General features: G+C 57.1%; 22 protein-coding genes. 15 read left to right on the top strand and 7 right to left on the bottom strand.

The annotated features are described in order from the left end of the window. Position 1 precedes the first annotated feature (1 nt). The 7 genes from hflC (at position 2) to S7A_RS01865 (ending at position 8,428) form a co-directional block, all read left to right on the top strand. Positions 2-1,006 carry a protease modulator HflC gene (gene hflC / locus S7A_RS01895; RefSeq protein WP_009087465.1) on the top strand — a complete coding sequence of 335 codons (1,005 nt, stop codon included), beginning with the start codon at positions 2-4 and terminating at the stop codon, positions 1,004-1,006. Between the two features lie 55 nt (positions 1,007-1,061). Continuing rightward, positions 1,062-1,262, top strand: a complete 201-nt coding sequence (locus S7A_RS01890; protein ID WP_009087464.1) for a DUF2065 domain-containing protein — start codon at positions 1,062-1,064, stop codon at positions 1,260-1,262. Between the two features lie 166 nt (positions 1,263-1,428). Continuing rightward, entirely contained in the window at positions 1,429-2,727 is a 1,299-nt protein-coding gene (locus S7A_RS01885; RefSeq protein WP_009087463.1) for an adenylosuccinate synthase, read from the top strand. A 218-nt stretch (positions 2,728-2,945) separates the two neighbouring features. After that, complete coding sequence (gene nsrR / locus S7A_RS01880; protein ID WP_009087462.1) at positions 2,946-3,389, top strand: nitric oxide-sensing transcriptional repressor NsrR; 444 nt, start codon at positions 2,946-2,948, stop codon at positions 3,387-3,389. Between the two features lie 16 nt (positions 3,390-3,405). Then, on the top strand, positions 3,406-5,898 hold the full coding sequence (rnr, locus tag S7A_RS01875; RefSeq protein ID WP_009087461.1) for a ribonuclease R: 2,493 nt from the start codon (positions 3,406-3,408) through the stop codon (positions 5,896-5,898). A gap of 71 nt (positions 5,899-5,969) precedes the next feature. Then, positions 5,970-6,704 (top strand): 23S rRNA (guanosine(2251)-2'-O)-methyltransferase RlmB, encoded by a 735-nt coding sequence (rlmB, locus tag S7A_RS01870; protein WP_009087460.1) that lies wholly within the window; start codon positions 5,970-5,972, stop codon positions 6,702-6,704. A 95-nt stretch (positions 6,705-6,799) separates the two neighbouring features. Beyond that, positions 6,800-8,428, top strand: a complete 1,629-nt coding sequence (locus S7A_RS01865) for an isovaleryl-CoA dehydrogenase (RefSeq protein ID WP_009087459.1) — start codon at positions 6,800-6,802, stop codon at positions 8,426-8,428. Here the strand turns inward: S7A_RS01865 and bsmA are convergent. Together bsmA and S7A_RS01855 are read right to left on the bottom strand one after the other, a co-directional pair. Continuing rightward, entirely contained in the window at positions 8,402-8,728 is a 327-nt protein-coding gene (gene bsmA, locus S7A_RS01860; protein WP_009087458.1) for a biofilm peroxide resistance protein BsmA, read from the bottom strand. The genes S7A_RS01865 and bsmA overlap by 27 nt on opposite strands. Positions 8,729-8,784: 56 nt before the next feature. Continuing rightward, positions 8,785-10,716 carry a methyl-accepting chemotaxis protein gene (locus S7A_RS01855; RefSeq protein ID WP_009087456.1) on the bottom strand — a complete coding sequence of 644 codons (1,932 nt, stop codon included), beginning with the start codon at positions 10,714-10,716 and terminating at the stop codon, positions 8,785-8,787. 158 nt (positions 10,717-10,874) lie between these two features. Here S7A_RS01855 and yjfP point away from each other — a divergent pair, with 158 nt between their 5' ends. Continuing rightward, entirely contained in the window at positions 10,875-11,624 is a 750-nt protein-coding gene (gene yjfP / locus S7A_RS01850) for an esterase (RefSeq protein ID WP_009087454.1), read from the top strand. Between the two features lie 49 nt (positions 11,625-11,673). On the opposite strand, the gene S7A_RS01845 is transcribed toward yjfP, so the two are convergent. After that, positions 11,674-11,880 carry a hypothetical protein gene (locus tag S7A_RS01845; protein WP_009087452.1) on the bottom strand — a complete coding sequence of 69 codons (207 nt, stop codon included), beginning with the start codon at positions 11,878-11,880 and terminating at the stop codon, positions 11,674-11,676. A gap of 404 nt (positions 11,881-12,284) precedes the next feature. On the opposite strand from S7A_RS01845, the gene rpsF reads away from it, so the two are divergent. The 4 genes from rpsF to rplI are packed head-to-tail and all read left to right on the top strand — an operon-like array spanning position 12,285 to position 13,725. Continuing rightward, positions 12,285-12,680, top strand: coding sequence for a 30S ribosomal protein S6 (rpsF, locus tag S7A_RS01840; RefSeq protein WP_009087450.1), 396 nt, complete (start codon positions 12,285-12,287; stop codon positions 12,678-12,680). A gap of 6 nt (positions 12,681-12,686) precedes the next feature. Continuing rightward, on the top strand, positions 12,687-13,004 hold the full coding sequence (priB, locus tag S7A_RS01835) for a primosomal replication protein N (RefSeq protein WP_009087448.1): 318 nt from the start codon (positions 12,687-12,689) through the stop codon (positions 13,002-13,004). 4 nt (positions 13,005-13,008) lie between these two features. Further along, entirely contained in the window at positions 13,009-13,236 is a 228-nt protein-coding gene (gene rpsR, locus S7A_RS01830; protein ID WP_002210155.1) for a 30S ribosomal protein S18, read from the top strand. A 39-nt stretch (positions 13,237-13,275) separates the two neighbouring features. After that, on the top strand, positions 13,276-13,725 hold the full coding sequence (rplI, locus tag S7A_RS01825; protein ID WP_009087446.1) for a 50S ribosomal protein L9: 450 nt from the start codon (positions 13,276-13,278) through the stop codon (positions 13,723-13,725). A gap of 68 nt (positions 13,726-13,793) precedes the next feature. Here rplI and S7A_RS01820 read toward each other — a convergent pair whose 3' ends face one another. Next, positions 13,794-14,465 carry a LysM-like peptidoglycan-binding domain-containing protein gene (locus S7A_RS01820; protein WP_150030241.1) on the bottom strand — a complete coding sequence of 224 codons (672 nt, stop codon included), beginning with the start codon at positions 14,463-14,465 and terminating at the stop codon, positions 13,794-13,796. A gap of 220 nt (positions 14,466-14,685) precedes the next feature. On the opposite strand from S7A_RS01820, the gene fklB reads away from it, so the two are divergent. Beyond that, entirely contained in the window at positions 14,686-15,306 is a 621-nt protein-coding gene (gene fklB, locus S7A_RS01815) for an FKBP-type peptidyl-prolyl cis-trans isomerase (RefSeq protein WP_009087442.1), read from the top strand. A gap of 44 nt (positions 15,307-15,350) precedes the next feature. Here fklB and S7A_RS01810 read toward each other — a convergent pair whose 3' ends face one another. Next, the gene (locus S7A_RS01810) at positions 15,351-17,294 is read right to left on the bottom strand and encodes a bifunctional 2',3'-cyclic-nucleotide 2'-phosphodiesterase/3'-nucleotidase (protein ID WP_009087440.1); all 1,944 of its coding nucleotides are present in this window, start codon (positions 17,292-17,294) and stop codon (positions 15,351-15,353) included. Between the two features lie 292 nt (positions 17,295-17,586). Between S7A_RS01810 and cysQ the strand changes: the two genes are divergently transcribed. Then, entirely contained in the window at positions 17,587-18,330 is a 744-nt protein-coding gene (gene cysQ / locus S7A_RS01805; protein WP_009087438.1) for a 3'(2'),5'-bisphosphate nucleotidase CysQ, read from the top strand. 60 nt (positions 18,331-18,390) lie between these two features. Here the strand turns inward: cysQ and S7A_RS01800 are convergent, their stop codons facing one another. Beyond that, positions 18,391-18,951 (bottom strand): YtfJ family protein, encoded by a 561-nt coding sequence (locus tag S7A_RS01800; RefSeq protein ID WP_009087436.1) that lies wholly within the window; start codon positions 18,949-18,951, stop codon positions 18,391-18,393. A 315-nt stretch (positions 18,952-19,266) separates the two neighbouring features. Here S7A_RS01800 and S7A_RS01795 point away from each other — a divergent pair, with 315 nt between their 5' ends. Then, positions 19,267-19,473, top strand: coding sequence for a DUF1107 domain-containing protein (locus S7A_RS01795; protein ID WP_003855513.1), 207 nt, complete (start codon positions 19,267-19,269; stop codon positions 19,471-19,473). A gap of 50 nt (positions 19,474-19,523) precedes the next feature. Here the strand turns inward: S7A_RS01795 and S7A_RS01790 are convergent, their stop codons facing one another. Further along, positions 19,524-20,852, bottom strand: a complete 1,329-nt coding sequence (locus tag S7A_RS01790) for a hemolysin family protein (RefSeq protein ID WP_009087434.1) — start codon at positions 20,850-20,852, stop codon at positions 19,524-19,526. Positions 20,853-21,029: the final 177 nt, after the last annotated feature.

The following is a 21,029-nucleotide window of genomic DNA, read 5'->3' as shown; positions in this document are numbered from 1 at the left end:
GATGCGTAAGCCAATAATATTTTTAATTATCGTCGTGCTGGTGGCGCTCTATGCGTCGCTGTTTGTGGTGCAGGAAGGCGAGCGCGGCATCGTGCTGCGCTTCGGTAAAGTCCTGCGCGACGGCGAAAACAAGCCGCAGGTGTTTGAGCCGGGTCTGCATTTCAAGATCCCATTCCTGGAAACGGTTAAGACGCTGGATGCACGTATCCAGACCATGGACAATCAGGCCGATCGCTTCGTCACCAAAGAGAAGAAAGATCTGATCGTGGACTCCTACATCAAGTGGCGTATCAGCGACTTCAGTCGTTACTACCTGGCCACCGGTGGCGGGGATGTCTCTCAGGCGGAAGTGCTGCTGAAACGTAAGTTCAGTGACCGCCTGCGTTCTGAAATGGGCCGTCTGGATGTGAAAGATATCGTTACGGATTCCCGCGGTCGCCTGACCACGGACGTGCGTGACGCGCTGAACACCGGTTCTGTCGGCAGCGATGATGAAGTGGCGACGCCAGCGGCGGATGACGCGATTGCCAGCGCAGCGGCCCGTGTTGAGCGTGAAACCAACAGCAACGAGCCCGCTCCGAATCCGAACAGTATGGCCGCGTTAGGTATTCAGGTCGTTGATGTGCGCATCAAGCAGATCAACCTGCCGACCGAAGTGTCTGATGCGATCTTCAACCGTATGCGCGCTGAGCGTGAAGCGGTTGCACGCAGCCAGCGTTCACAGGGTCAGGAAGAGGCGGAAAAACTGCGCGCCCAGGCGGATTATCAGGTCACGCGTACGCTGGCCGAAGCGCAGCGTGAAGCGCTGATCACCCGCGGTGATGGTGATGCGGAAACGGCCCGGTTGTTTGCCGATGCGTTCAGCAAAGATCCTGACTTCTACGCCTTTATTCGTAGCCTGCGCGCTTATGAAAACAGCTTCAGCGAAAATCAGGACGTGATGGTGTTAAGCCCGGATAGCGACTTCTTCCGATATATGAAGGCGCCCTCTAACGCGACACGCTAAGAACTGATATAACCTACAGGCCGCAATGTTGTCGGCCTTTTTTTTAGGTATCAGAATGAAAACAAGCATCTGGATGGCACTGGCGCTGGTGTTGGTGCTCGAAGGGTTGGGGCCGATGTTTATGCCACGCCTCTGGCGACGCATGATCCTGTCGATGACCCGCTTACCGGATCGTCTGCTGCACCGTTTCGGCGGCGGACTGGTGGTGGCCGGCATGGTCATCTACTGCATGCTGAGTCTGCACGGCAACGTCTGAAACCGTGGCTGAAACCGGCTAAATTGTGCCTTTTTGCGCCAGAATCCCCAACATGTTGTAGTGATCAAAACTCAGGCAAAAAAGCGCGCAATCGTATGCTAAAAGTGCTGAAAACAGCGGGATCAGATGGTAGAATCCTTTTTTAAGCAATCGGTGATTTTGAGAAATGGGTAAGAACGTCGTCGTACTGGGCACCCAATGGGGTGACGAAGGTAAAGGTAAGATTGTAGACCTTCTGACTGAACGCGCGAATTACGTTGTGCGTTATCAAGGCGGCCACAATGCGGGCCACACGCTTGTCATCAACGGTGAAAAAACCGTCCTCCACCTGATCCCTTCTGGCATTCTGCGCGATAACGTGACCAGCATCATTGGTAACGGTGTTGTGCTATCTCCTGAAGCCTTAATGAAGGAGATGAAAGGTCTGGAAGCGCGCGGGATTCCGGTACGTGAACGTCTGCTGATTTCTGAAGCCTGTCCGCTGATCCTGCAATATCATGTTGCGATGGACATGGCGCGTGAACGTGCGCGCGGTGCCAAAGCGATTGGTACCACCGGCCGTGGCATCGGACCGGCTTATGAAGATAAAGTGGCGCGTCGCGCACTGCGCGTCAGCGACCTGTTCAACAAAGAAACCTTTGCTGCCAAGCTGAAGGAAGTGGTCGATTTCTACAACTTCCAGCTGGTGGAGTACTACAAAGAGCCAGCCGTCGATTTCGACAAAGTGCTGAGCGATGTGATGGAAGTCGCTGACATCCTGACCGGCATGGTGGTTGACGTCTCTGAACTGCTGGACAGCGCGCGTAAGCGTGGCGATCTGATCATGTTTGAAGGCGCGCAGGGTACCCTGCTGGATATCGACCACGGGACCTATCCTTACGTGACCTCGTCCAACACCACCGCAGGTGGCGTGGCGACCGGTTCAGGTATCGGTCCGCGTTATGTCGACTACGTGCTGGGTATTGTGAAAGCGTACTCCACCCGCGTAGGTGCAGGCCCGTTCCCGACCGAGCTGTTCGATGAAACCGGTGAGTTCCTGTGTGCACAGGGCAACGAGTTTGGTGCGACCACCGGACGTCGTCGTCGTACCGGCTGGCTGGATGCGGTAGCCGTTCGCCGTGCAGTTCAGATCAACTCCCTGTCAGGTTTCTGCATGACCAAGCTGGACGTGCTGGATGGCCTGAAAGAGGTGAAAATCTGTGTCGCTTACCGTATGCCGGATGGCCGCGAAGTGACCTCTACGCCGCTGGCAGCAGAGAACTGGGAAGGCATTGAGCCGATCTACGAAACGCTGCCAGGCTGGAGCGAGACAACGTTTGGCGTTAAGACGCTGGAAGGTTTACCTCAGGCGGCGCGTGATTACATCAAGCGCGTTGAAGAGGTAACGGGTGTGCCGATTGATATTATTTCAACCGGTCCCGATCGCAGTGAAACAATGATTCTGCGCGATCCGTTCGACGCATAATGATTGAGGCCGGACGCTGTCCGGCCCTTGTTTTTCCACTCTCTGATGCCACTTATCTTCCCTTCGCTTGTCAAACCCGGTGCTGACTGAAAAAAACGCACGGCCAATCACACTCTGGTTTATCATCGTAGTTAATCGAATGGCGATCCGATTTAATCCCGACACCCATTGTAAGGCGAACAATGTCATGCCACGCCTGAAGGTTCACTGAGGTTACTGTGCAGCTCACGAGTTTTACTGATTATGGCTTACGGGCCCTGATTTATCTGGCCTCGTTACCTGAAGGCCAGCAGACCAATATTACTGCGGTAACCGACACGTACGGTTTGTCGCGTAACCATATGGTCAAAATCATTAATCAGCTGAGCCGGGCGGGCTATGTCGCTGCAACACGGGGTAAAAATGGCGGTATTCGTCTGGGTATGCCGCCGCATCAGATTGTGATTGGTGAAGTGGTCCGCAGGATGGAGCCGCTACAATTAGTCGATTGCCCCTCCTGCTCCATTTCGCCCGCCTGCCGTCTTAAACAGGCGCTGCATGATGCAGTACAGCGATTTTTGCAGGAGCTGGATAACTATACGCTGGCCGATTTGGTCGAAGGCAATACGCCACTTTATGAAATCATACTGTCCAAATCGCCGGCGGATATAAATATTAAATGACATCGGAGGAACCGTTATGTCAAAAGATCCTTTTCAGGATAGAGAAGCTGAAAAATACGAAAACCCTATTCCAAGCCGTGAATTTATCCTGGCTTTATTAGAAAAACGTGAAAAACCGGCCAGCCGTGAAGAGCTGGCTGAAGAGATGAATCTGCACGATGAAGAGCAGCTTGAGGCGCTGCGTCGCCGCCTTCGCGCCATGGAGCGTGATGGTCAGCTGGTCTTCACCCGCCGTCAGTGTTATGCCCTGCCAGAACGCCTCGATCTCCTGCGCGGTAAAGTTATCGGCCATCGTGATGGCTACGGCTTCCTGCGGGCGGAAGGTCAGAAAGATGACCTCTATCTTTCCGCTGAACAGATGAAATTCTGCATGCACGGTGACGTGATCCTGGCGCAGCCGCTGGGTGCCGATCGCAAAGGCCGTCGCGAAGCGCGTGTGGTCCGGGTGCAGGAACCCCGCAACAATCAGATCGTTGGCCGCTACTTTACCGATGCCGGTGCCGGCTTCGTGGTGCCGGATGACAGTCGCCTGAGTTTCGATATTCTCATCCCGCCAGAAGAGACGATGCAGGCCCGTATGGGTTCCGTGGTGGTGGTGGAGCTGGTGCAGCGCCCGAACCGTCGCAGCAAAGCGATCGGTAAAGTGATTGAAATTCTTGGCGAAGATATGGGCACCAGCCTGGCCGTGGATATGGCGCTGCGCACCCATGAAATTCCGCACACCTGGCCGCCGCAGGTTGAAGCCCAGATCAGCCAGCTGAAAGAAGAGGTGCCGGAAGAGGCGAAAAAAGGTCGCGTCGATCTGCGCAAACTGCCGCTGGTCACCATTGATGGTGAAGATGCCCGTGACTTCGATGATGCCGTCTACTGTGAGAAAAAGCGCGGGGGTGGCTGGCGTCTGTGGGTAGCGATTGCCGATGTGAGCTACTACGTTCGTCCGGGCACGCCGCTGGATGATGAGGCGCATCAACGCGGCACCTCGGTCTACTTCCCGTCACAGGTGGTGCCGATGCTGCCGGAAGTGCTGTCGAATGGCCTCTGTTCGCTTAACCCGCAGGTGGATCGCCTGTGTATGGTGTGCGAGATGACCATTTCGACCAAGGGTAAACTGACCGGCTTCAAACATTATGAAGCGGTAATGAACTCCCATGCGCGTCTGACCTATAACAAGGTCTGGAATATCCTGCAGGGCGACAAAGAGCTGCGTCAGCAGTACGCGCCGCTGGTTAAAGATCTTGAAGAGCTGCATAACCTCTATCAGGCGCTGGATGCTGCCCGCGAAGAGCGCGGCGGTATTTCGTTTGAGACGGAAGAGGCGAAGTTTATTTTCAACGCCGAGCGCCGTATTGAGCGGGTGGAACGCGTCTCCCGTAATGACGCCCACAAGCTGATCGAAGAGTGCATGATCCTGGCGAACATCGCCTCGGCACGCTTTGTGGAGAAAAATCAGGAACCGGCGCTGTTCCGCGACCACGATCGTCCGACCGACGAGAGCATCAAGAGCTTCCGTACCGTGCTCAATGAGCTGGGACTGAGCCTGCCAGGCGGCAACAAACCGCAGCCTGTTGACTATGCGGCGCTGCTGAAGCAGGTGGCCGATCGTCCGGATGCGGAAATGCTGCAGACCATGCTGCTGCGTTCCATGAAGCAGGCGGTGTACGATCCGGAGAACCGCGGCCACTTCGGTCTGGCCCTCTCCTCCTATGCTCACTTTACTTCGCCGATCCGTCGCTACCCGGATCTGACGCTGCACCGCGCCATCAAATATCTGCTGGCAAAAGAGCAGGATGAAGGCAAAGGGCTGGTTCAGCGCGCCATTAAGTATCTGATGCCGAAAGATCGCAGCGTCGCCAAAGATCTGACGACCGCGACCGGTGGCTATCACTATGACATGCCGCAGATGCTGCAACTGGGCCTGCATTGCTCCCTGACCGAGCGCCGCGCAGATGAAGCGACGCGCGACGTGGCGGACTGGCTCAAGTGTGACTTCATGCAGGATCAGGTCGGTAACGTGTTCAACGGCGTCATCTCCAGCGTCACCGGATTTGGCTTCTTTGTGCGCTTAAACGATCTCTTCATTGATGGTCTGGTGCATGTCTCCTCACTCGACAATGACTACTACCGTTTTGACCCGGTAGGACAGCGTCTGATTGGTGAATCGGGCGGGCGCACCTATCGCCTGGGTGACACCGTGGAAGTGCGGGTGGAAGCCGTGCATATGGACGAGCGTAAAATCGACTTTGCCCTGATCTCCAGTCAGCGTCAGGTGCGTGGCGAAGGAAAAACTGCGCGCGACCGCGCAAAACGTGACGATAAAGCGCCAGCGAAGCGCCGTCGCGATGCGAGCCGTAAGTCTAACTTCGAGCCGGACGCCGCCTTCCGGGGAGGCAAAGGCAAATCTGCCGGGGCAAATAGCGAGAAAAAAAGTAAAAACGTCTCGGAAAAAACCCGTAAAATCGCCGCCGCCACAAAGGCGAAGCGCGCCAGAAGAAAGGCCGAGTCTGACTGAGGCGCGTCACCGCCTTTTCTCTCCGGAGAAAGGGCGGTCATTCTTTTCATTTCCAACCACTGAGCAGATTGATGAGCGAAATTATTTTTGGTATCCATGCCGTGCAGGCGCTGCTGGAACGTGCTCCACAACGTTTTCAGGAAGTCTTTATCCTCAAAGGCCGCGACGATCGTCGCCTGCAACCCGTGGTCGCCGCGCTGGAAGCTCAGGGGATCGTCATTCAGCTGGCGGAGCGTAAATGGCTCGACAGTCAGGTCGAAGGCGGGGTGCATCAGGGCATCGTGGCTCGGGTAAAACCCGGCCGTCAGTATCAGGAGGGCGATCTGCCGGATCTGCTGCAGAGCCTGGACAAACCGTTCCTGCTGGTGCTGGATGGCGTCACCGACCCGCACAATCTGGGCGCCTGTCTGCGCAGCGCGGATGCGGCCGGTGTGCACGCGATTATCGTGCCGAAAGATCGTTCTGCCCCTCTGAACGCCACCGCCAAAAAAGTGGCCAGCGGCGCGGCGGAAAATGTGCCGTTGATCCGCGTCACCAACCTGGCGCGTACGCTGCGTCTGCTGCAGGAGTACAACATCTGGGTTGTCGGCACCGCAGGTGAAGCTGACCATACCGTCTTCCAGAGCAAAATGACCGGCCCGATGGCGCTGGTGATGGGCGCAGAGGGTGAGGGCATGCGTCGCCTGACCCGTGAACATTGCGATGAGCTGATCAGCATTCCGATGGCGGGCAGCGTTTCGTCGCTCAACGTCTCGGTGGCCACCGGCGTCTGCCTGTTTGAAGCGGTGCGCCAGCGCAACGCCTGATCCCCGATGTGATCCTCGCCACAAATTAGTTTCTGTACCAGGCATAACCCCGCGTCCTTCGCATACTTACGGAGTGACATCCGCGAGGAGTGGTTATGACCTGGACAACACACACCGTTTTTAATCAGCCCCATCCTCTCAGCAACAGTAATCTGTTTCTTTCTGATACGCCGCTCAGCGAAGCCCTTTCCCGTGAGGGGGCCGGGTGGGATCGGGAATGGCTGACCTCCGTTGGCTCACAGCTTGGCGGGGCCGAGTCGCTGGAGCTTGGCCGGCTTGCCAATACTGAACCCCCTGAGCTGCAGCGCTATGACGCCCGTGGCGTGCGGCTGGATGAGGTCCGTTTTCACCCCGCCTGGCACCTGCTGATGCAGGGCGTCTGCGCCAGCCGCCTGCACAACCTCAGCTGGCAGCCTGCGGTTCGGGAACAGGCGAGCGTGGCGCGCGCCGCGCGCTTTATCCTGCATGCACAGGTTGAAGCGGGCACGCTCTGCCCGATGACCATGACACATGCTGCCATTCCGCTGCTGCAGACCTGGCTGCCCGCCGCATTTGAGGGCTGGCTCGATCCGCTGCTCAGCGACCGCTACGATACCCATGCGCAGCCCGGCGACCAGAAACGCGGCCTGCTGATCGGCATGGGAATGACAGAGAAGCAGGGGGGCAGCGATCTGCTTACCAGCACCACCTTTGCTGAACCGCTTGAGGCGCGCGGCCCCGGCGAAGCCTGGCGGCTGACCGGCCATAAATGGTTCTTCTCCGTGCCGCAGAGTGATGCGCATCTGGTGCTGGCGCAGACGCCCGCCGGATTAAGCTGCTTCTTCCTGCCGCGACTGCTGCCCGACGGCACCCGCAATGCCATTCAGCTTGAACGGCTCAAAGAGAAGCTGGGCAATCGCTCGAACGCCAGTTGCGAAGTGGAGTTTCGCGAGGCGACGGGCTGGCTGCTGGGAGAAGAGGGTGAAGGGGTGCGGCTGATCCTGAAGATGGCCGGGATGACGCGCTTCGACTGTGCACTCGGCAGTCACGGGCAGATGCGGCGGGCCTTCTCGGTGGCACTCTGGCATGCTCACCAGCGTCAGGTGCAGGGGAAAAACCTCGTGGATCTGCCGCTGATGCGGCAGGTGCTGGCTCAGCAGGCGCTGCAGCTGGAGGGGCAGACTGCGCTGCTGATGCGCCTGGCGCGCGCCTGGTCCCAGCCGGCGAAACCGCATGAGGTCACCTTTGCCCGCTTATTTACCCCAGCCGCTAAGTATCAGATCTGCAAAGCGGGCGCGCCGTTTGTAGCGGAGTCGATGGAGGTGCTGGGCGGCATTGGCTACTGCGAAGCGAGTGAGCTGCCGCGTCTCTATCGTGACATGCCGGTCAACAGTATCTGGGAGGGGTCGGGCAACGTGATGTGTCTGGACGTCCTGCGCGTGCTCGCCCGCCAGGCGGAGGTGACTGAGATGCTGAATCAGGAGTTTGAGGCGGTAAAAGGATGTAACCGGCATTTTGATGCGCGCTGGCGTCAGCTGCGGCTGAGACTCAGCCACATCCCTGAAGAGCAGGCGCGCGAGGTCACCCGCACGCTGCTGCTGCTGGCGACAGGCGCTCAGCTGCTGAAATATGCCGAGCCGCCGTTGGCCGATGCCTGGTGCCAGCAGTGGCTCGACCCGCGCGGTTCACGCCCGCTGGAAGCCGCAGTGACCGATCGTTTACTGGCCCGCGCCTGTGGCCGGTGACGCACCATAAAGAATCGCACTGGCGTACCACAAGCCAGGCATCACCGTTTCACTCAGCGCCACGATCTGATAGTAAACCGCTCCGGCCTGATTGGCCCGGGCGGCCACCGCCCGCTGGGCGTCATCCGGCGAGCCGTGCACATTCACGGTGATATTACCCAGCTTCGGTAAGCCACCACTCTGCGACCGTGAAATCTCCTGTGCCTGCTGCGTTGGGGCAGGCGGCGCTTCTGGCGTTGTCTGAAGGGCGGAACAGCCTGCCAGAAGCAGGCTCAGGATCAGTAAGTAAGCGGAACGCATAGCAAAACCCTTTTTCAGGACGAGACAGTAAGTGTATGTCATCGTCCTGAAGGCGGTCAGGCTTTAAGGCTGAATACGCTGACCAGCTGGGTGAGATGATGACCTTTATCACTCAGCGTCTGCGCACTGTTTTCCGCCTGCGCCACCAGCTCGCTGTTCTGATGGGTCGCCTGACTGATCTGATTCATCGCCAGATTAACCTGACCAATGCCCGCCGCCTGCTGCTGCGCCGCTACGTTGATCTCGCCCATCAGCGCCTGCACCTGCTCGATGTGCGTCACGATGTCACTCATCGCATCGCGCGTCTGTTCAGAGAGCTGATGTCCCTGTGCCACGTTGCCGATGGAGGTGGCAATCAGCCCATCGATCTCTTTGGCCGCCTGCGCCGACCGCTGTGCCAGTGCCCGCACTTCTGCCGCGACCACGGCAAAACCGCGACCCTGTTCACCGGCTCGCGCCGCTTCAACGGCGGCATTCAGCGCCAGGATGTTGGTCTGGAAGGCAATCGACTCAATCACATGGGTAATGTCCGCAATGCTTTGTGACGACACTTTAATCGCTGACATGGTGTTTACCGAGCGCTCCACCGTCTGGCTGCCGTGGCTGACGATTCCGCTGGCTTCCGCCACCAGGGACATCGCCTGACGCAGGCTGTCGGCGGTGTGTTCCACCGTTGCGCCAAACTGCTCCATGCTGGCGGAGGTCTGCTCGACGCTGCTGGCCTGACGTCCAATCTGCTCGCTGATATTATGGCTGCTGACGGCGATGGTATCCGTACCGTCACTGATCTCCTGTGCAGCAACGCGCACCTGGCTGACGATTTTTTCCAGACCGTTTCCAATGCCGTTAATTGCCACGATCAGCTGGCCCACCTCATCAGAGCGGGTGGTCTTCAGGTTGACCTGCAGATTACCGGCGGCATACTGCTCCGCCAGATGGATCACCTGCTGCAGCGGATGGGTAATGGCCCGGCGGCTGTACCAGACAAACCCCAGCGCAAAGATCATCACCAGAATCAGTCCGGTCATCAGGAACAGGTTACGGCTGTGGGTAATCGGAGCCAGCAGGCTGGCACGGTTAACTTCGCCGGTGATCACCCAGTTCCAGCCCGGCAGCTGCTGCCAGGCCAGGATTTTCTGCTCACCGTCAATTTCCACCTGCTGCATGCCCTGTGGCTGCGTCAATAGCGGCTGCAGGATAGCGCTATCCCAGCCGGGCTGTTTTCCTTCGTTGTGCTGGTCAAACAGATAGTTGCCCTGCGTCTTACCGGGCGTGCCGTTGAGCACAAAGAAATGACCGCTGTCACCCAGCCGGCGAGCCAGGATTTTTTCGCGCATCAGCGCATACTGCTTGTCAATGCCGACGCCGACGAAGAGGATGGCAACGACCCTGCCACTCTCATCCTTTACCGGCTGGTACTGCGTGATATAGCGGTGGCCGAATAGCGTGGCCAGGCCCTGATATGTCCTGCCTTCGTGAACGCTTTTCCAGGCGGCGCCGGTGCGATCAAGCTGAGTACCGATAGCCCGACTGCCATCCTCCTTTTTCAGCGAGGTGGAGATGCGGATAAAATCATCGCCATCGCGCACAAAAATCGTCGCCACCGCCGCGGTGCGGTCAGTGAAATCGTCGACGGCGACCTGATCGAGGTTCAGCGTTTTTAATCCGGCGCGCAGCACGGGCGTTGAAAATGCGCCCACCTGAATTCTGGCGCTGTCATCAAGGCTGAAACGCCTGGGTAAAAAGCTGATAAACAGATTGGTATAGTGGCTCACCTCTTCGGTGAGGGTGGCGTTGAACATGGAGGCCATTTCATTAATGCCCTGCACCTGATTGTGTATGTCATCGATGGCGAGATTTTCCAGCTGGCGTGAGGCGTTGTGGCTTTGAGTCAGGGTGAGTACCAGCAACAGCAGCGCAACGCTGAGAGACGTCAGTACAGACAGCTTAACTCCAAGACTCAGGCCGCTGAGAGAGAGACGCGTCATAAATTACCTTTGAACAAGTTATGGGGGTACACCATCAACGGCAGGGAGGGGGAAAAGTTTAGGGCGAAATCCGGCCGCTAAGCGCAGCGGCACGTTTCGTTAAATCATCCATAGCACGTACACTGAAGCGGCACGCTTTCACCCCATCAGGAGAGACGATGATCGAACTCACGACAGAAACGCTGGCTGGTATTGAATGCCTGCACGCCACGCCTGCCGGACAGCGCCAGGCACCGCTGCCCACGGTGCTGTTTTATCACGGCTTTACCTCGTCGAAAGAGGTCTACGCCTACTTTGCGGTGGCGCTGGCGCAGGCAGGTTTTCGCGCGGTGATGCCCGATGCGGCGCGACACGGCGCGCGCTATGACGGTGATGCCGGGACACGCCTGGACCGCTTCTGGGAGATCCTGAAGCAGAACATTGATGAGCTGCCGCAGCTGGAAGCGGCGCTGCGAGATGAAAATCTGATCGCCGGTTCGCGTTTTGCGGTGGCGGGGGCCTCAATGGGCGGCATGACCGCCCTGGGGGCCATGGCGCGCTACCCACAGATTCACAGCGTCGCCTGCATGATGGGATCGGGCTATTTTATGCAGCTCAGTCACTCACTGTTTCCGCCGCGGCTCCCCGATTCGCCCGACCGGCAGGCGAAATTTGATGCCCGTATTGCGCCTCTGGCGGAGTATGACCCCTGCAACCGGCTCACGGCACTGGCAGACCGGCCGCTGCTGCTGTGGCATGGTGAGGCGGATGAGGTGGTGCCCTGGGCGGAAACCGAGCGGCTGGAGAGGGCCCTGCGTGACAATGGCCTGGATCAGCATCTGACGTCGCTGTCGGAAAAGGGGATTGGGCATAAGATCACCCCCTCCGCCCTGACGGCGCTGGTCAGCTTCTTTCGTCATCAGCTGTAAACGATGAACGGGCGGAGCAGGATGCCGCCGCCCGTGACGCGACCGGTACTTACCAGCGCGCAGCCGATTTCTCAGCAGGACTGACAGGCGCGCTGACCGGGTTTCGTTCCGGCCTGTCCAGCCGGTTAACGTAGACATAACCGGATGCCGCTTCGCTGCTGTGACTTCTTATCTGCTGCGCACAGTCAGCATGGCTGGCAAGGGCGGGTGGAGACAGGAAGAGACCCAGGAAAGTGGCGATGACGAACGTTTTCATGCCCGACTCCTCACTTCAGGGAAGACACTCTGTGTGACGCCAGCGATCCTGTCGTGACGTCTGCTTTAATTTTAGCCACTGCCCCTGCGAACGCCAGATCGTCCCGCTGAACCTCTCTGTCAGCGTTTTTGAACGATTCCGCGTTAACCCGCTGTTTTTACACCGTTCCCTTCCTGACCCACCGACTCCGCGTCCCCAGCCGCATTTTATTGAAATGTGCGCTTGAGTTTAGCCACGGTCGCCAGTATGATTACGCGTCAATTTTTCAGCCGCATTCTCAGGCTGTGTCCCACAAAGGCTCGTTACGGCGAACGGTTGTGGGACACAGCCTATAACGTTCCTTGCTTCCATGGGCCGCGGCTGACCCCGACAGGAGGCTGAATAATCCGTAAGGAGCAATTTCGATGCGTCATTACGAAATCGTATTTATGGTTCATCCTGACCAGAGCGAACAGGTTCCTGGCATGATCGAGCGTTACACTGGTGCTATCACTGGTGCACAGGGCACGATTCACCGTCTGGAAGACTGGGGCCGCCGTCAGCTGGCTTACCCGATCAACAAACTGCACAAAGCTCACTACGTTCTGATGAACGTTGAAGCGCCGCAGGAAGCGATCGATGAGCTGGAAACGAACTTCCGCTTCAACGACGCCGTTATCCGTAGCATGGTTATGCGCGTTAAACACGCGGTAACTGAAGCATCACCGATGGTTAAAGCGAAAGATGAGCGTCGTGATCGTCGCGAAGATTTTGCTAACGAATCCGCTGATGAGTCAGATGCTGGGGATTCTGAAGAGTAATCCATCGTGACGGTTAATCGACTGCGCTTGTCCGGCACTGTGTGCAGGACGCCGGTTCGAAAAATTAGCCCGTCAGGAATTCCTCACTGTCAGTTTGTGCTAGAGCACCGCTCAGTGCAGGAGGAGGCCGGGTTTCACCGGCAAGCCTGGTGTCGTATGCCGGTGATTATCAGCGGCAGCACCCATCAGGTGATTACTCAACATATAACGGTCGGCACGCAACTCACACTGGACGGTTTCATTAGTTGCCATCAGGCACGCAATGGCCAGAGCAAAGTGGTGTTCCATGCCGAGCAGATTGAATTGATAGATTCTGGAGACTAGCCTAATGGCACGTTATTTCCGTCGTCGCAAGTTCTGCCGTTTCACCGCGGAAGGCGTTGTTGAGATCGATTACAAAGACATCGCAACGTTGAAAAACTACATTACCGAAAGCGGTAAAATTGTCCCGAGCCGTATCACCGGTACTCGTGCAAAATACCAGCGTCAGTTGGCTCGCTGCATCAAGCGCGCGCGTTATCTGTCTCTGCTGCCGTACACTGATCGTCATCAGTAATCGGCAACTGTCCATTAACGACTTTAAGAGGATAAGGTAATGCAAGTTATTCTGCTTGATAAAGTAGCAAACCTGGGCAGCCTGGGTGATCAGGTTAACGTTAAAGCGGGCTACGCTCGTAACTTCCTGGTTCCACAGGGCAAAGCTGTTCCTGCTACCAAGAAAAACGTTGAGTATTTCGAAGCACGCCGTGCTGAACTGGAAGCCAAACTGGCTGACGTTCAGTCTGCAGCGACTGCACGCGCTGAGAAAATCAATGCACTGGGCACCGTGACCATCACGTCTAAAGCAGGCGATGAAGGTAAGCTGTTCGGTTCAATCGGTACCCGCGACATCGCTGATGCAGTGACTGCAGCTGGCGTTGACGTAGCGAAGAGCGAAGTTCGTCTGCCGAACGGCGTTCTGCGTACTATCGGTGAGCATGAAGTAGACTTCCAGGTCCACAGCGATGTATTCGCTAAACTGACCGTGAAGGTTGTTGCTGGTTAATTTTATTAACTGAGCACAACAAAATCGCCGGCCCTGTGCCGGCGTTTTTGTTTTTATGCCTTGCTCAGCTACTGCGCGCGGATAAAGCTGCCGTCTGTCTGACGGGTAAACAGCACCGGGCCCTCTGCGCCCTCCACCGTCAGTCCCGTTACCACACCCTGTGCATCCTGTCGGATTTTGACCTGCTGACCACTTTTCAGTGAGCTGAGGGGCTGGTCGTTGCCTTCCACCCGCGCCATCGCAAACACATCATTGACCGGCAGGCTGTTGTCACGAAACAGCTGCGCCAGCGTCTGGCCGGACGCGATGGTCAGACTGCGCCACGCGCCCTGAGAATCTGCTTTTGGCGTCTGCTGTGATGAGGAGGCCTGCCCGGAGCGGGTGTTATCGTAGATATCGGCCTGCATCGGCACCTCTTTCTCTGCGGAAGGCGTAACCGGCTGTTCGACCGGATAGCGCGGCGTCGTGGCAGGCCAGAGAAACGCCACCAGCATAACCAGCAGCGCCGCCACAATGCCGCGACGGTGCGGTGCAGGCAGCGGTGCCATCCAGCGGATGTCGTCGGTAAAATGCCAGATTCGCTGAAGCCATGTCGGCAGGCGGGATGACGTCTCAGAAGCCATGCGGGGTTCCTCCTCTCCGGCAGGCTGCGCTGGCCTGCGTGCGGCCAGCCAGGTCTGCAGCCGGGATATCATATGTGTTGCGCGCGTCCGGCGGCGTCGTGGGGCGATCTGGCCCATAGTTGCTCTCTTCTTCGTGTGCCACAGACGGGGGGTATTCCGTCGATAGTTATAGTATGGGCAATACTGGCGCGAAGTGCCTGCCAGCATTGATAAATCTGACGGCTCTATTGTTTCTCTTTCGCCGGGAAAAGTCATCTGCGATGCAGGGCATTTTACGCCAGCGGCCTGCGCTGCTATGCTGCCGGTTCGAATTTATCCGAGAGTGAAAGGAACGAAGATGACTACCCCTTCTTTCGACAGCGTCGAAGCACAAGCAAGTTACGGTATTGGTTTACAGGTTGGCCAGCAGTTGCTGGAATCTGGTCTGCAGGGGCTGCAGCCAGAAGCACTGCTCGCGGGCCTGCGCGACGCGCTGGAAGGGAACTCGCCTGCCGTACCGGTTGATGTCGTTCATCGCGCACTGCGTGAAGTTCATGAACGTGCTGAAGGCGTGCGTCGTGAGCGCACCGAAGCCATGGCAGCAGAAGGTCAGGCGTTCCTGCAGGAACATGCGCAGCGTGAAGGCGTGAACAGCACCGAATCCGGTCTGCAGTTCAGCGTGATTACTCAGGGCGAAGGTCCTATCCCATCGCGTCAGGATCGCGTACGCGTGCACTACACCGGCAAACTGATCGACGGCAGCGTGTTCGACAGCTCGGTGGCGCGTGGCGAACCGGCAGAGTTCCCGGTGAGCGGTGTGATCCCAGGCTGGATCGAAGCCCTGACCCTGATGCCGGTTGGCTCAAAATGGGAACTGGTGATCCCACAGAACCTCGCGTATGGCGAGCGCGGTGCGGGTGCCTCCATCCCACCGTTCAGCACCCTGATTTTCGAAGTGGAACTGCTGGAAATTCTGTAATTGCCGGACGCTGCAACCGCCCGGTTGCAGCGTTTTATCCTGCCTTACTTCTGCTGTAAATTCACCTGCCACAACGCGAAGCCAGTCGCATCGGTCCCTTTGGGCTGAAGCGGATATTGCGCATGCTGCTTAATAAACCCGGTCGCTTTCTCCCCCGGTGCCGTCTCAAACCGGATGTCCAGCGGCGTGGATGCGTTAATCGGGGCCAGCCGCCAGTTATTGTCCGCTTGTGGCTGGACTTCCCCGTGCGCCTTAGTCTCTGCACTGATATAGGCTGCCACCACCGAACGGTTCTCATCCGGCGAGGCAAAGGCGACATAGTTATCGCCGGTGCCGGCAAATTTGCCGCCATAAGCACGATAGTTGTTCGTTGCCACCAGGAAGGTCGCCTGCGGGTCGATCGGCTTACCCTGCCAGCTCAGCTGACGGATACGGGAGGCATCAGGATGGATCAGCTGGCACTCGCTGTCGTAGCGCGCTGGCTGGGTCACATCGATCTGATAGGTGACCCCGTCGATCACATCGAAGTTATAGGTGCGGAAATCCCAGTTAATCAGCGACTGGGTTTTCGTACTGTGCGGATCGATCTGGTTAAACTGGCCTGCAGAGCACTCCAGCCACTCTTTAACCTGCGCCCCGCTGACCTTCATGACCACCAGCGTATTGGGGTAGAGATAAAGATCGGCGGCGTTGCGGAAGGTCAACGGCCCTTTCTCCACTTCGACATAGCTGGCCGGATCGTTTTTACGCCCGCCCGCCTTGAAAGGCGCCGCCGCTGAGAGTACCGGCAGACGGCCCAGATCGGGATCGCCCTGAATGAAGTGCTCGACATAGGCGCGCTGGGCGTTGTTGACGATCTGCACGGTAGGATCGTCCTGTACCAGCGACAGATAGCTGTACATCACGTCGGCGGACTTGCCGATGGGTTTCGCCACAAAGTCGCGCGTGGCGCGGTGATCCTCAGCCAGAACCTTCACCAGCGCGGGATCTTCTGCGGCGAGAGACTTTTTCGCTGCGATGTCATAGATCGGGCGCGCCTCAGCTTTGCCGCTCGTGACCTGCCACCTGCCGTTGTCATTGTTCAGCACCAGGTCGACCACGCCCAGGTGATCGCCCCACATGCCGGGCATCACCGCAGGCACACCGTTCAGGGTACCGTTCTTAATGTCTGCGCCTTTAATCGCGGCAAAATCTTTACCGGGGAAGACGGCGTGGGCATGGCCAAACAGGATGGCGTTGATGCCTTCAACCTGACTGAGATAGTAAACCGAGTTCTCCGCCAGGGTGTGATACGGCTCGCTGCTCAGGCCGGAGTGCGGAATCGCGATGACCAGATCCGCGCCCTGCGCACGCATCTCCGGCACATAGCGGCGCGCCGTTTCCGTGATGTCATCGACCCGCACCTTGCCCTGCAGATTGGCTTTATCCCACACCATGATCTGCGGCGGCACAAAGCCGATATAGCCAATCTTCAGGGTCCGGGTTTTGCCTTCACGATCAACCAGCGTGGTGGATTTGATGAGGTAAGGCGTAAACAGCGGCTTGCCACTCTTCACGTCAATGACGTTGGCATTGACGTAGGGAAAGCGGGCACCGGCCAGCGCTTTCTTCAGGTAGGGCAGGCCATAATTAAATTCATGATTGCCGAGGTTGCCGACGCTGTAATCCAGGGTGTTGAGCGCCTTGTAGACCGGGTGGATCTCCCCCTCACGCAATCCCTTTGCCGCCATGTAGTCGCCCAGCGGACTGCCCTGAATGATATCGCCGTTGTCGACCAGCAGGCTGTTTTTCACCTCCTGACGCGCGGCGTGGATCAGCGTGGCGGTGCGCACCATGCCAAACTTTTCGGTTGGGGTGTCTTTGTAGTAGTCGAAATCCATCATGTTGCTATGAAGATCGGTGGTTTCCAGTATGCGTAGATCGACCGTTGCGGCCTGTGCGGCGGCGGAAACGCCAAGTGCCAGTAAGACTATGCCGGGCTTAAACATGCCTGCTCCTGCTGCAAAATAATTGGGGATCTCAAAATAATGTAAAAGCCTGCCGGTGGGTCATTTTAAATCGTGATGGATATAACGTTTTGGCGCATCGGAGGCGGCACCGGATTCCGGCGGGCGCGCAAAGTGGCGCAGGCGTGGCGATAAACGGGTAACTATGATATTGATATATCTATAAATTGGCGCGCTGGTCAGCCTGTAAATGGGCAGGTCAGGCGAAACTGCTAAAATGTCACTGTCTGACGGAAAGCTGATCCTGCAGCAGAAAGACACAACGAGGTGAAAAATGTTAGAGCAAATCTGCCAACTGGCACGCGAAGCAGGCGACGCGATTATGCAGGTCTATAACGGTGCCGCGCCGCTTGACGTTTCTCACAAATCGGATGATTCGCCGGTGACCGCCGCGGATATCGCTGCGCACGAGGTCATCCTCTCTGGCCTGAAGCAGTTAACCCCCGATCTGCCGGTGCTGTCAGAAGAAGATCCGCCCGCCTGGACAGAGCGTCAGCACTGGCAGCGCTACTGGCTGGTCGATCCCCTGGATGGCACCAAAGAGTTCATTAAACGCAACGGCGAATTTACGGTCAACATTGCGCTGATTGAGGCGGGCAAGCCGATTATGGGCGTGGTTTATGCCCCGGCGCTGGGTGTGATGTACTCTGCGGCGGAGGGAAAGGCGTGGAAAGAGGAGGGTGGTCATCGTGAACAGATTCATGTGCGTGACGCACGACCACCGCTGGTGGTGGTGAGCCGTTCCCATGGCGACGATGAGGAGATGAAAGAGTACCTGAAGCAGCTGGGCGAGCATCAGACCGTTGCAACCGGCTCCTCACTGAAATTCTGCCTGGTAGCGGAAGGGAAAGCTCAGCTCTATCCCCGTTTCGGACCCACCAATATCTGGGACACCGGTGCAGGTCATGCGGTGGCGATGGCCGCAGGCGCGCATGTGCATGACTGGCAGGGTAAAACCCTGGATTACGCGCCGCGCGAATCTTTCCTGAACCCCGGCTTCCGCGTGTCGCTGTTTTAACGCGGGCTGAGCGTCTGCCTTCTGATGCCCCGGCGAGCCTCGCGCCCGCCGGGGCATCTGCTATTTCGCCTTCAGCAGTGAGGTGACCAGAGCAATCACTCTTGTCACTTCATCCTGCGTCAGCGGGCCATCCTTCACAAATTTCACCGTACCCTGTCTATCCAGCACGACGATGGCGGAGCTGCCTGGCTGCAGCTGCCAGGCGTGCTGCACATTGCCCTTGCTGTCGACGATAAACTGCGACCAGGGATACTGCTGCTTATTGGTCTCAATACTGCTGCGCACAAACATGCCGGTGCCGGGGATGGCATCATCGGTGTTAACGATGGTAGTGGTCTGATAGCGGTCATGCGGCAGCTTCGCGGCCTTAATCGCCTCTATCAGCGCGGCGTTCATCTCTTTGGCGGAGGAGCGCCCGGCAATGTGCTGGATCACGCGAACTTTTCCACTCAGCTGCGCGCTATTCCAGTTTTTATAGCTAAACTTCTCCTGCTGCAGTATCAGCTCGCCTTTGTCGTTGACGCCCGTGGCGGGCACGCGGGAATCGAGCCTGAGGTCGTGGGCCATGACGCCCGCCGGTATGAGTAATGACAGCGCCACGGCTGCCAGAATATTTCGCATCGCACTTTCCTTAAGTGATCAGACCAGTCAGTCATTTTACTGCAATAGTAAGCAGGGATGATGCGCCTGTCGTGGAAAGGTGTCAGGTTTGTTATGCCCGCCACAATTACTTAACCAACGAAGGTTTATACTGTGTCATATGAGAGTCATAACAGACTGTTCTGTAATGATGTGTCAACTCAGTAAAAAAATTCATTTTTCGGAACACCAGTAGTGTTCGGTGTTCTATAGTTATCGCGAATTCGCGCTTCATGGGCTGGTACCTACTTTGGAAACGGCGAAGCGTGCTTTAAAAATGTACAGGAGTCAGTCAGTATGAAAATCTTCCAGCGCTATAATCCGCTGCAAATAGCGAAATATGTCAAAACGCTGTTCAAAGGAAGGTTGTATATCAAGGACGTTGGCGCGTTCGAGTTCGATAAAGGGAAAGTGTTAATCCCGCGCGTCAAAGACAAACAGCACCTGAGCGTGATGTCAGAAATTAACCGCCAGGTCGTTCGTCTCAAGCTTGAGTTCAACTAATCAAAAGGGCGCCGATGGCGCCCTGAGTGTTTTATAAGCCAGACCCTTCGCTATCCCTGCTCGTCTTCGCTTTTTGTCATGCTCAGCACCGGCGGTCGTTCATCGATGCGGGTGACCAGCAGCTGGTCGATGCGGTAGCTGTCAATATCCACCACCTCGAACTTGTAGCCGGCAAACTTCACAAAGTCGGTTCGCTTCGGGATCTTACGCAGCATATACATCATAAAGCCGCCGATGGTTTCGTAGTTGCCTGACTGCGGGAAATCGTCGATGTCCAGCACGCGCATCACGTCATCAATCGGCGTGCCGCCTTCAACCAGCCACGAGTTCTCATCACGCGCGACGATCTGCTCTTCCATGCCCTGACCGACCAGATCTCCCATCAGCGTGGTCATCACGTCGTTCAGGGTAATGATGCCCACCACCAGCGCATATTCGTTCATGATTACCGCAAAATCTTCACCGGCGGTTTTGAAACTTTCCAGCGCTTCAGAGAGGGTCAGCGTATCCGGCACAATCAGCGCAGAACGAATCTGCAGGCCACTGTTCAGCGCCATACTCTGATTGCCCAGCACGCGCAGCAGCAGCTCTTTGGAGTCGACATAGCCGACGATATGGTCGATATCCCCGCTGCAGACTAAAAACTTGGAGTGCGGATGTTCGGCGATTTTGCTCTTGAGGCTGGCCTCATCTTCATGCAGATCAAACCAGACGATGTTCTCACGCGAGGTCATGGAAGAGGGAACGGTTCGCGACTCCAGCTCAAACACGTTTTCAATCAGCTCATGCTCCTGCTTACGCAGCACGCCCGCCAGCGCACCGGCTTCCACCACCGCGTAGATATCATCGGAGGTGATGTCATCTTTACGCACCATTGGCAGCTTGAAGAGGCGGAAGAAGACGTTAGCCAGACCGTTAAACAGCCAGACCAGCGGACGCATCACCAGCAGGCAGAAACGCATCGGATTGATGATGCGCAGCGCGATGGTTTCGGGGGCGACCATTCCAACCCGCTTTGGGGTTAGGTCGGCGAACAGGATAAACAGGCTGGTCACGATGGTGAAGGAGCAGATAAAGCTGAGCTGCTCAGCCAGTTCCGGCGGGACGAAGCGGCTGAAGAGGCCGCTGAAGACCGGTGAAAAGGCAGCGTCACCGACGATACCGCCGAGGATGGCGACGGCGTTAAGGCCAATCTGGACGACGGTAAAAAACATACCCGGCGTTTCCTGCATTTTCAGGACGCGCTGCGCGTTAACGTTGCCTTCATCGGCGAGCAGTTTCAGTTTGATCTTGCGGGCGGCTGCCAGCGAGATCTCCGACAGAGAGAAAAAAGCACTGACGACAATCAGTAAAAGAATGACAAGTAAGCTATCTAACATAAGTGATCCAAAGGGTTATCCACTTGTCATTTTTGGCCTGGGCAGCGTGAGCAAGCGCGAACGGGGCGGTTACTCGTTAAACAGGGCTATCCGTGCCAAAAATGTCTGCGCCAGTTCGACAGGCTGAACGCTGCCGGGGCAGAAATGAAAACAGGCGGGATGCCTGTGGCTGCAGAT

The sequence above is a fragment of the Pantoea sp. Sc1 genome (assembly GCF_000255315.1).
GTDB classification, from domain to species: Bacteria; Pseudomonadota; Gammaproteobacteria; order Enterobacterales; family Enterobacteriaceae; genus Pantoea; species Pantoea anthophila.
This window is presented reverse-complemented; position numbering and strand designations above follow the sequence as displayed.

Bases quoted from the DNA above. Each gene is read 5' to 3' on its own strand.
- S7A_RS01795 (WP_003855513.1), top strand. From the start codon at position 19,267: ATGAAAATCTTCCAGCGCTATAATCCGCTGCAAATAGCGAAATATGTC.
- rnr (WP_009087461.1), top strand. From the start codon at position 3,406: ATGTCAAAAGATCCTTTTCAGGATAGAGAAGCTGAAAAATACGAAAAC.
- S7A_RS01855 (WP_009087456.1), bottom strand. From the start codon at position 10,716: ATGACGCGTCTCTCTCTCAGCGGCCTGAGTCTTGGAGTTAAGCTGTCT.
- S7A_RS01890 (WP_009087464.1), top strand. From the start codon at position 1,062: ATGAAAACAAGCATCTGGATGGCACTGGCGCTGGTGTTGGTGCTCGAA.
- S7A_RS01885 (WP_009087463.1), top strand. From the start codon at position 1,429: ATGGGTAAGAACGTCGTCGTACTGGGCACCCAATGGGGTGACGAAGGT.
- hflC (WP_009087465.1), top strand. From the start codon at position 2: ATGCGTAAGCCAATAATATTTTTAATTATCGTCGTGCTGGTGGCGCTC.
- rpsF (WP_009087450.1), top strand. From the start codon at position 12,285: ATGCGTCATTACGAAATCGTATTTATGGTTCATCCTGACCAGAGCGAA.
- S7A_RS01800 (WP_009087436.1), bottom strand. From the start codon at position 18,951: ATGCGAAATATTCTGGCAGCCGTGGCGCTGTCATTACTCATACCGGCG.
- rlmB (WP_009087460.1), top strand. From the start codon at position 5,970: ATGAGCGAAATTATTTTTGGTATCCATGCCGTGCAGGCGCTGCTGGAA.
- yjfP (WP_009087454.1), top strand. From the start codon at position 10,875: ATGATCGAACTCACGACAGAAACGCTGGCTGGTATTGAATGCCTGCAC.
- S7A_RS01790 (WP_009087434.1), bottom strand. From the start codon at position 20,852: ATGTTAGATAGCTTACTTGTCATTCTTTTACTGATTGTCGTCAGTGCT.
- rplI (WP_009087446.1), top strand. From the start codon at position 13,276: ATGCAAGTTATTCTGCTTGATAAAGTAGCAAACCTGGGCAGCCTGGGT.
- fklB (WP_009087442.1), top strand. From the start codon at position 14,686: ATGACTACCCCTTCTTTCGACAGCGTCGAAGCACAAGCAAGTTACGGT.
- rpsR (WP_002210155.1), top strand. From the start codon at position 13,009: ATGGCACGTTATTTCCGTCGTCGCAAGTTCTGCCGTTTCACCGCGGAA.
- cysQ (WP_009087438.1), top strand. From the start codon at position 17,587: ATGTTAGAGCAAATCTGCCAACTGGCACGCGAAGCAGGCGACGCGATT.
- S7A_RS01810 (WP_009087440.1), bottom strand. From the start codon at position 17,294: ATGTTTAAGCCCGGCATAGTCTTACTGGCACTTGGCGTTTCCGCCGCC.
- bsmA (WP_009087458.1), bottom strand. From the start codon at position 8,728: ATGCGTTCCGCTTACTTACTGATCCTGAGCCTGCTTCTGGCAGGCTGT.
- S7A_RS01865 (WP_009087459.1), top strand. From the start codon at position 6,800: ATGACCTGGACAACACACACCGTTTTTAATCAGCCCCATCCTCTCAGC.
- S7A_RS01845 (WP_009087452.1), bottom strand. From the start codon at position 11,880: ATGAAAACGTTCGTCATCGCCACTTTCCTGGGTCTCTTCCTGTCTCCA.
- S7A_RS01820 (WP_150030241.1), bottom strand. From the start codon at position 14,465: ATGGGCCAGATCGCCCCACGACGCCGCCGGACGCGCGCAACACATATG.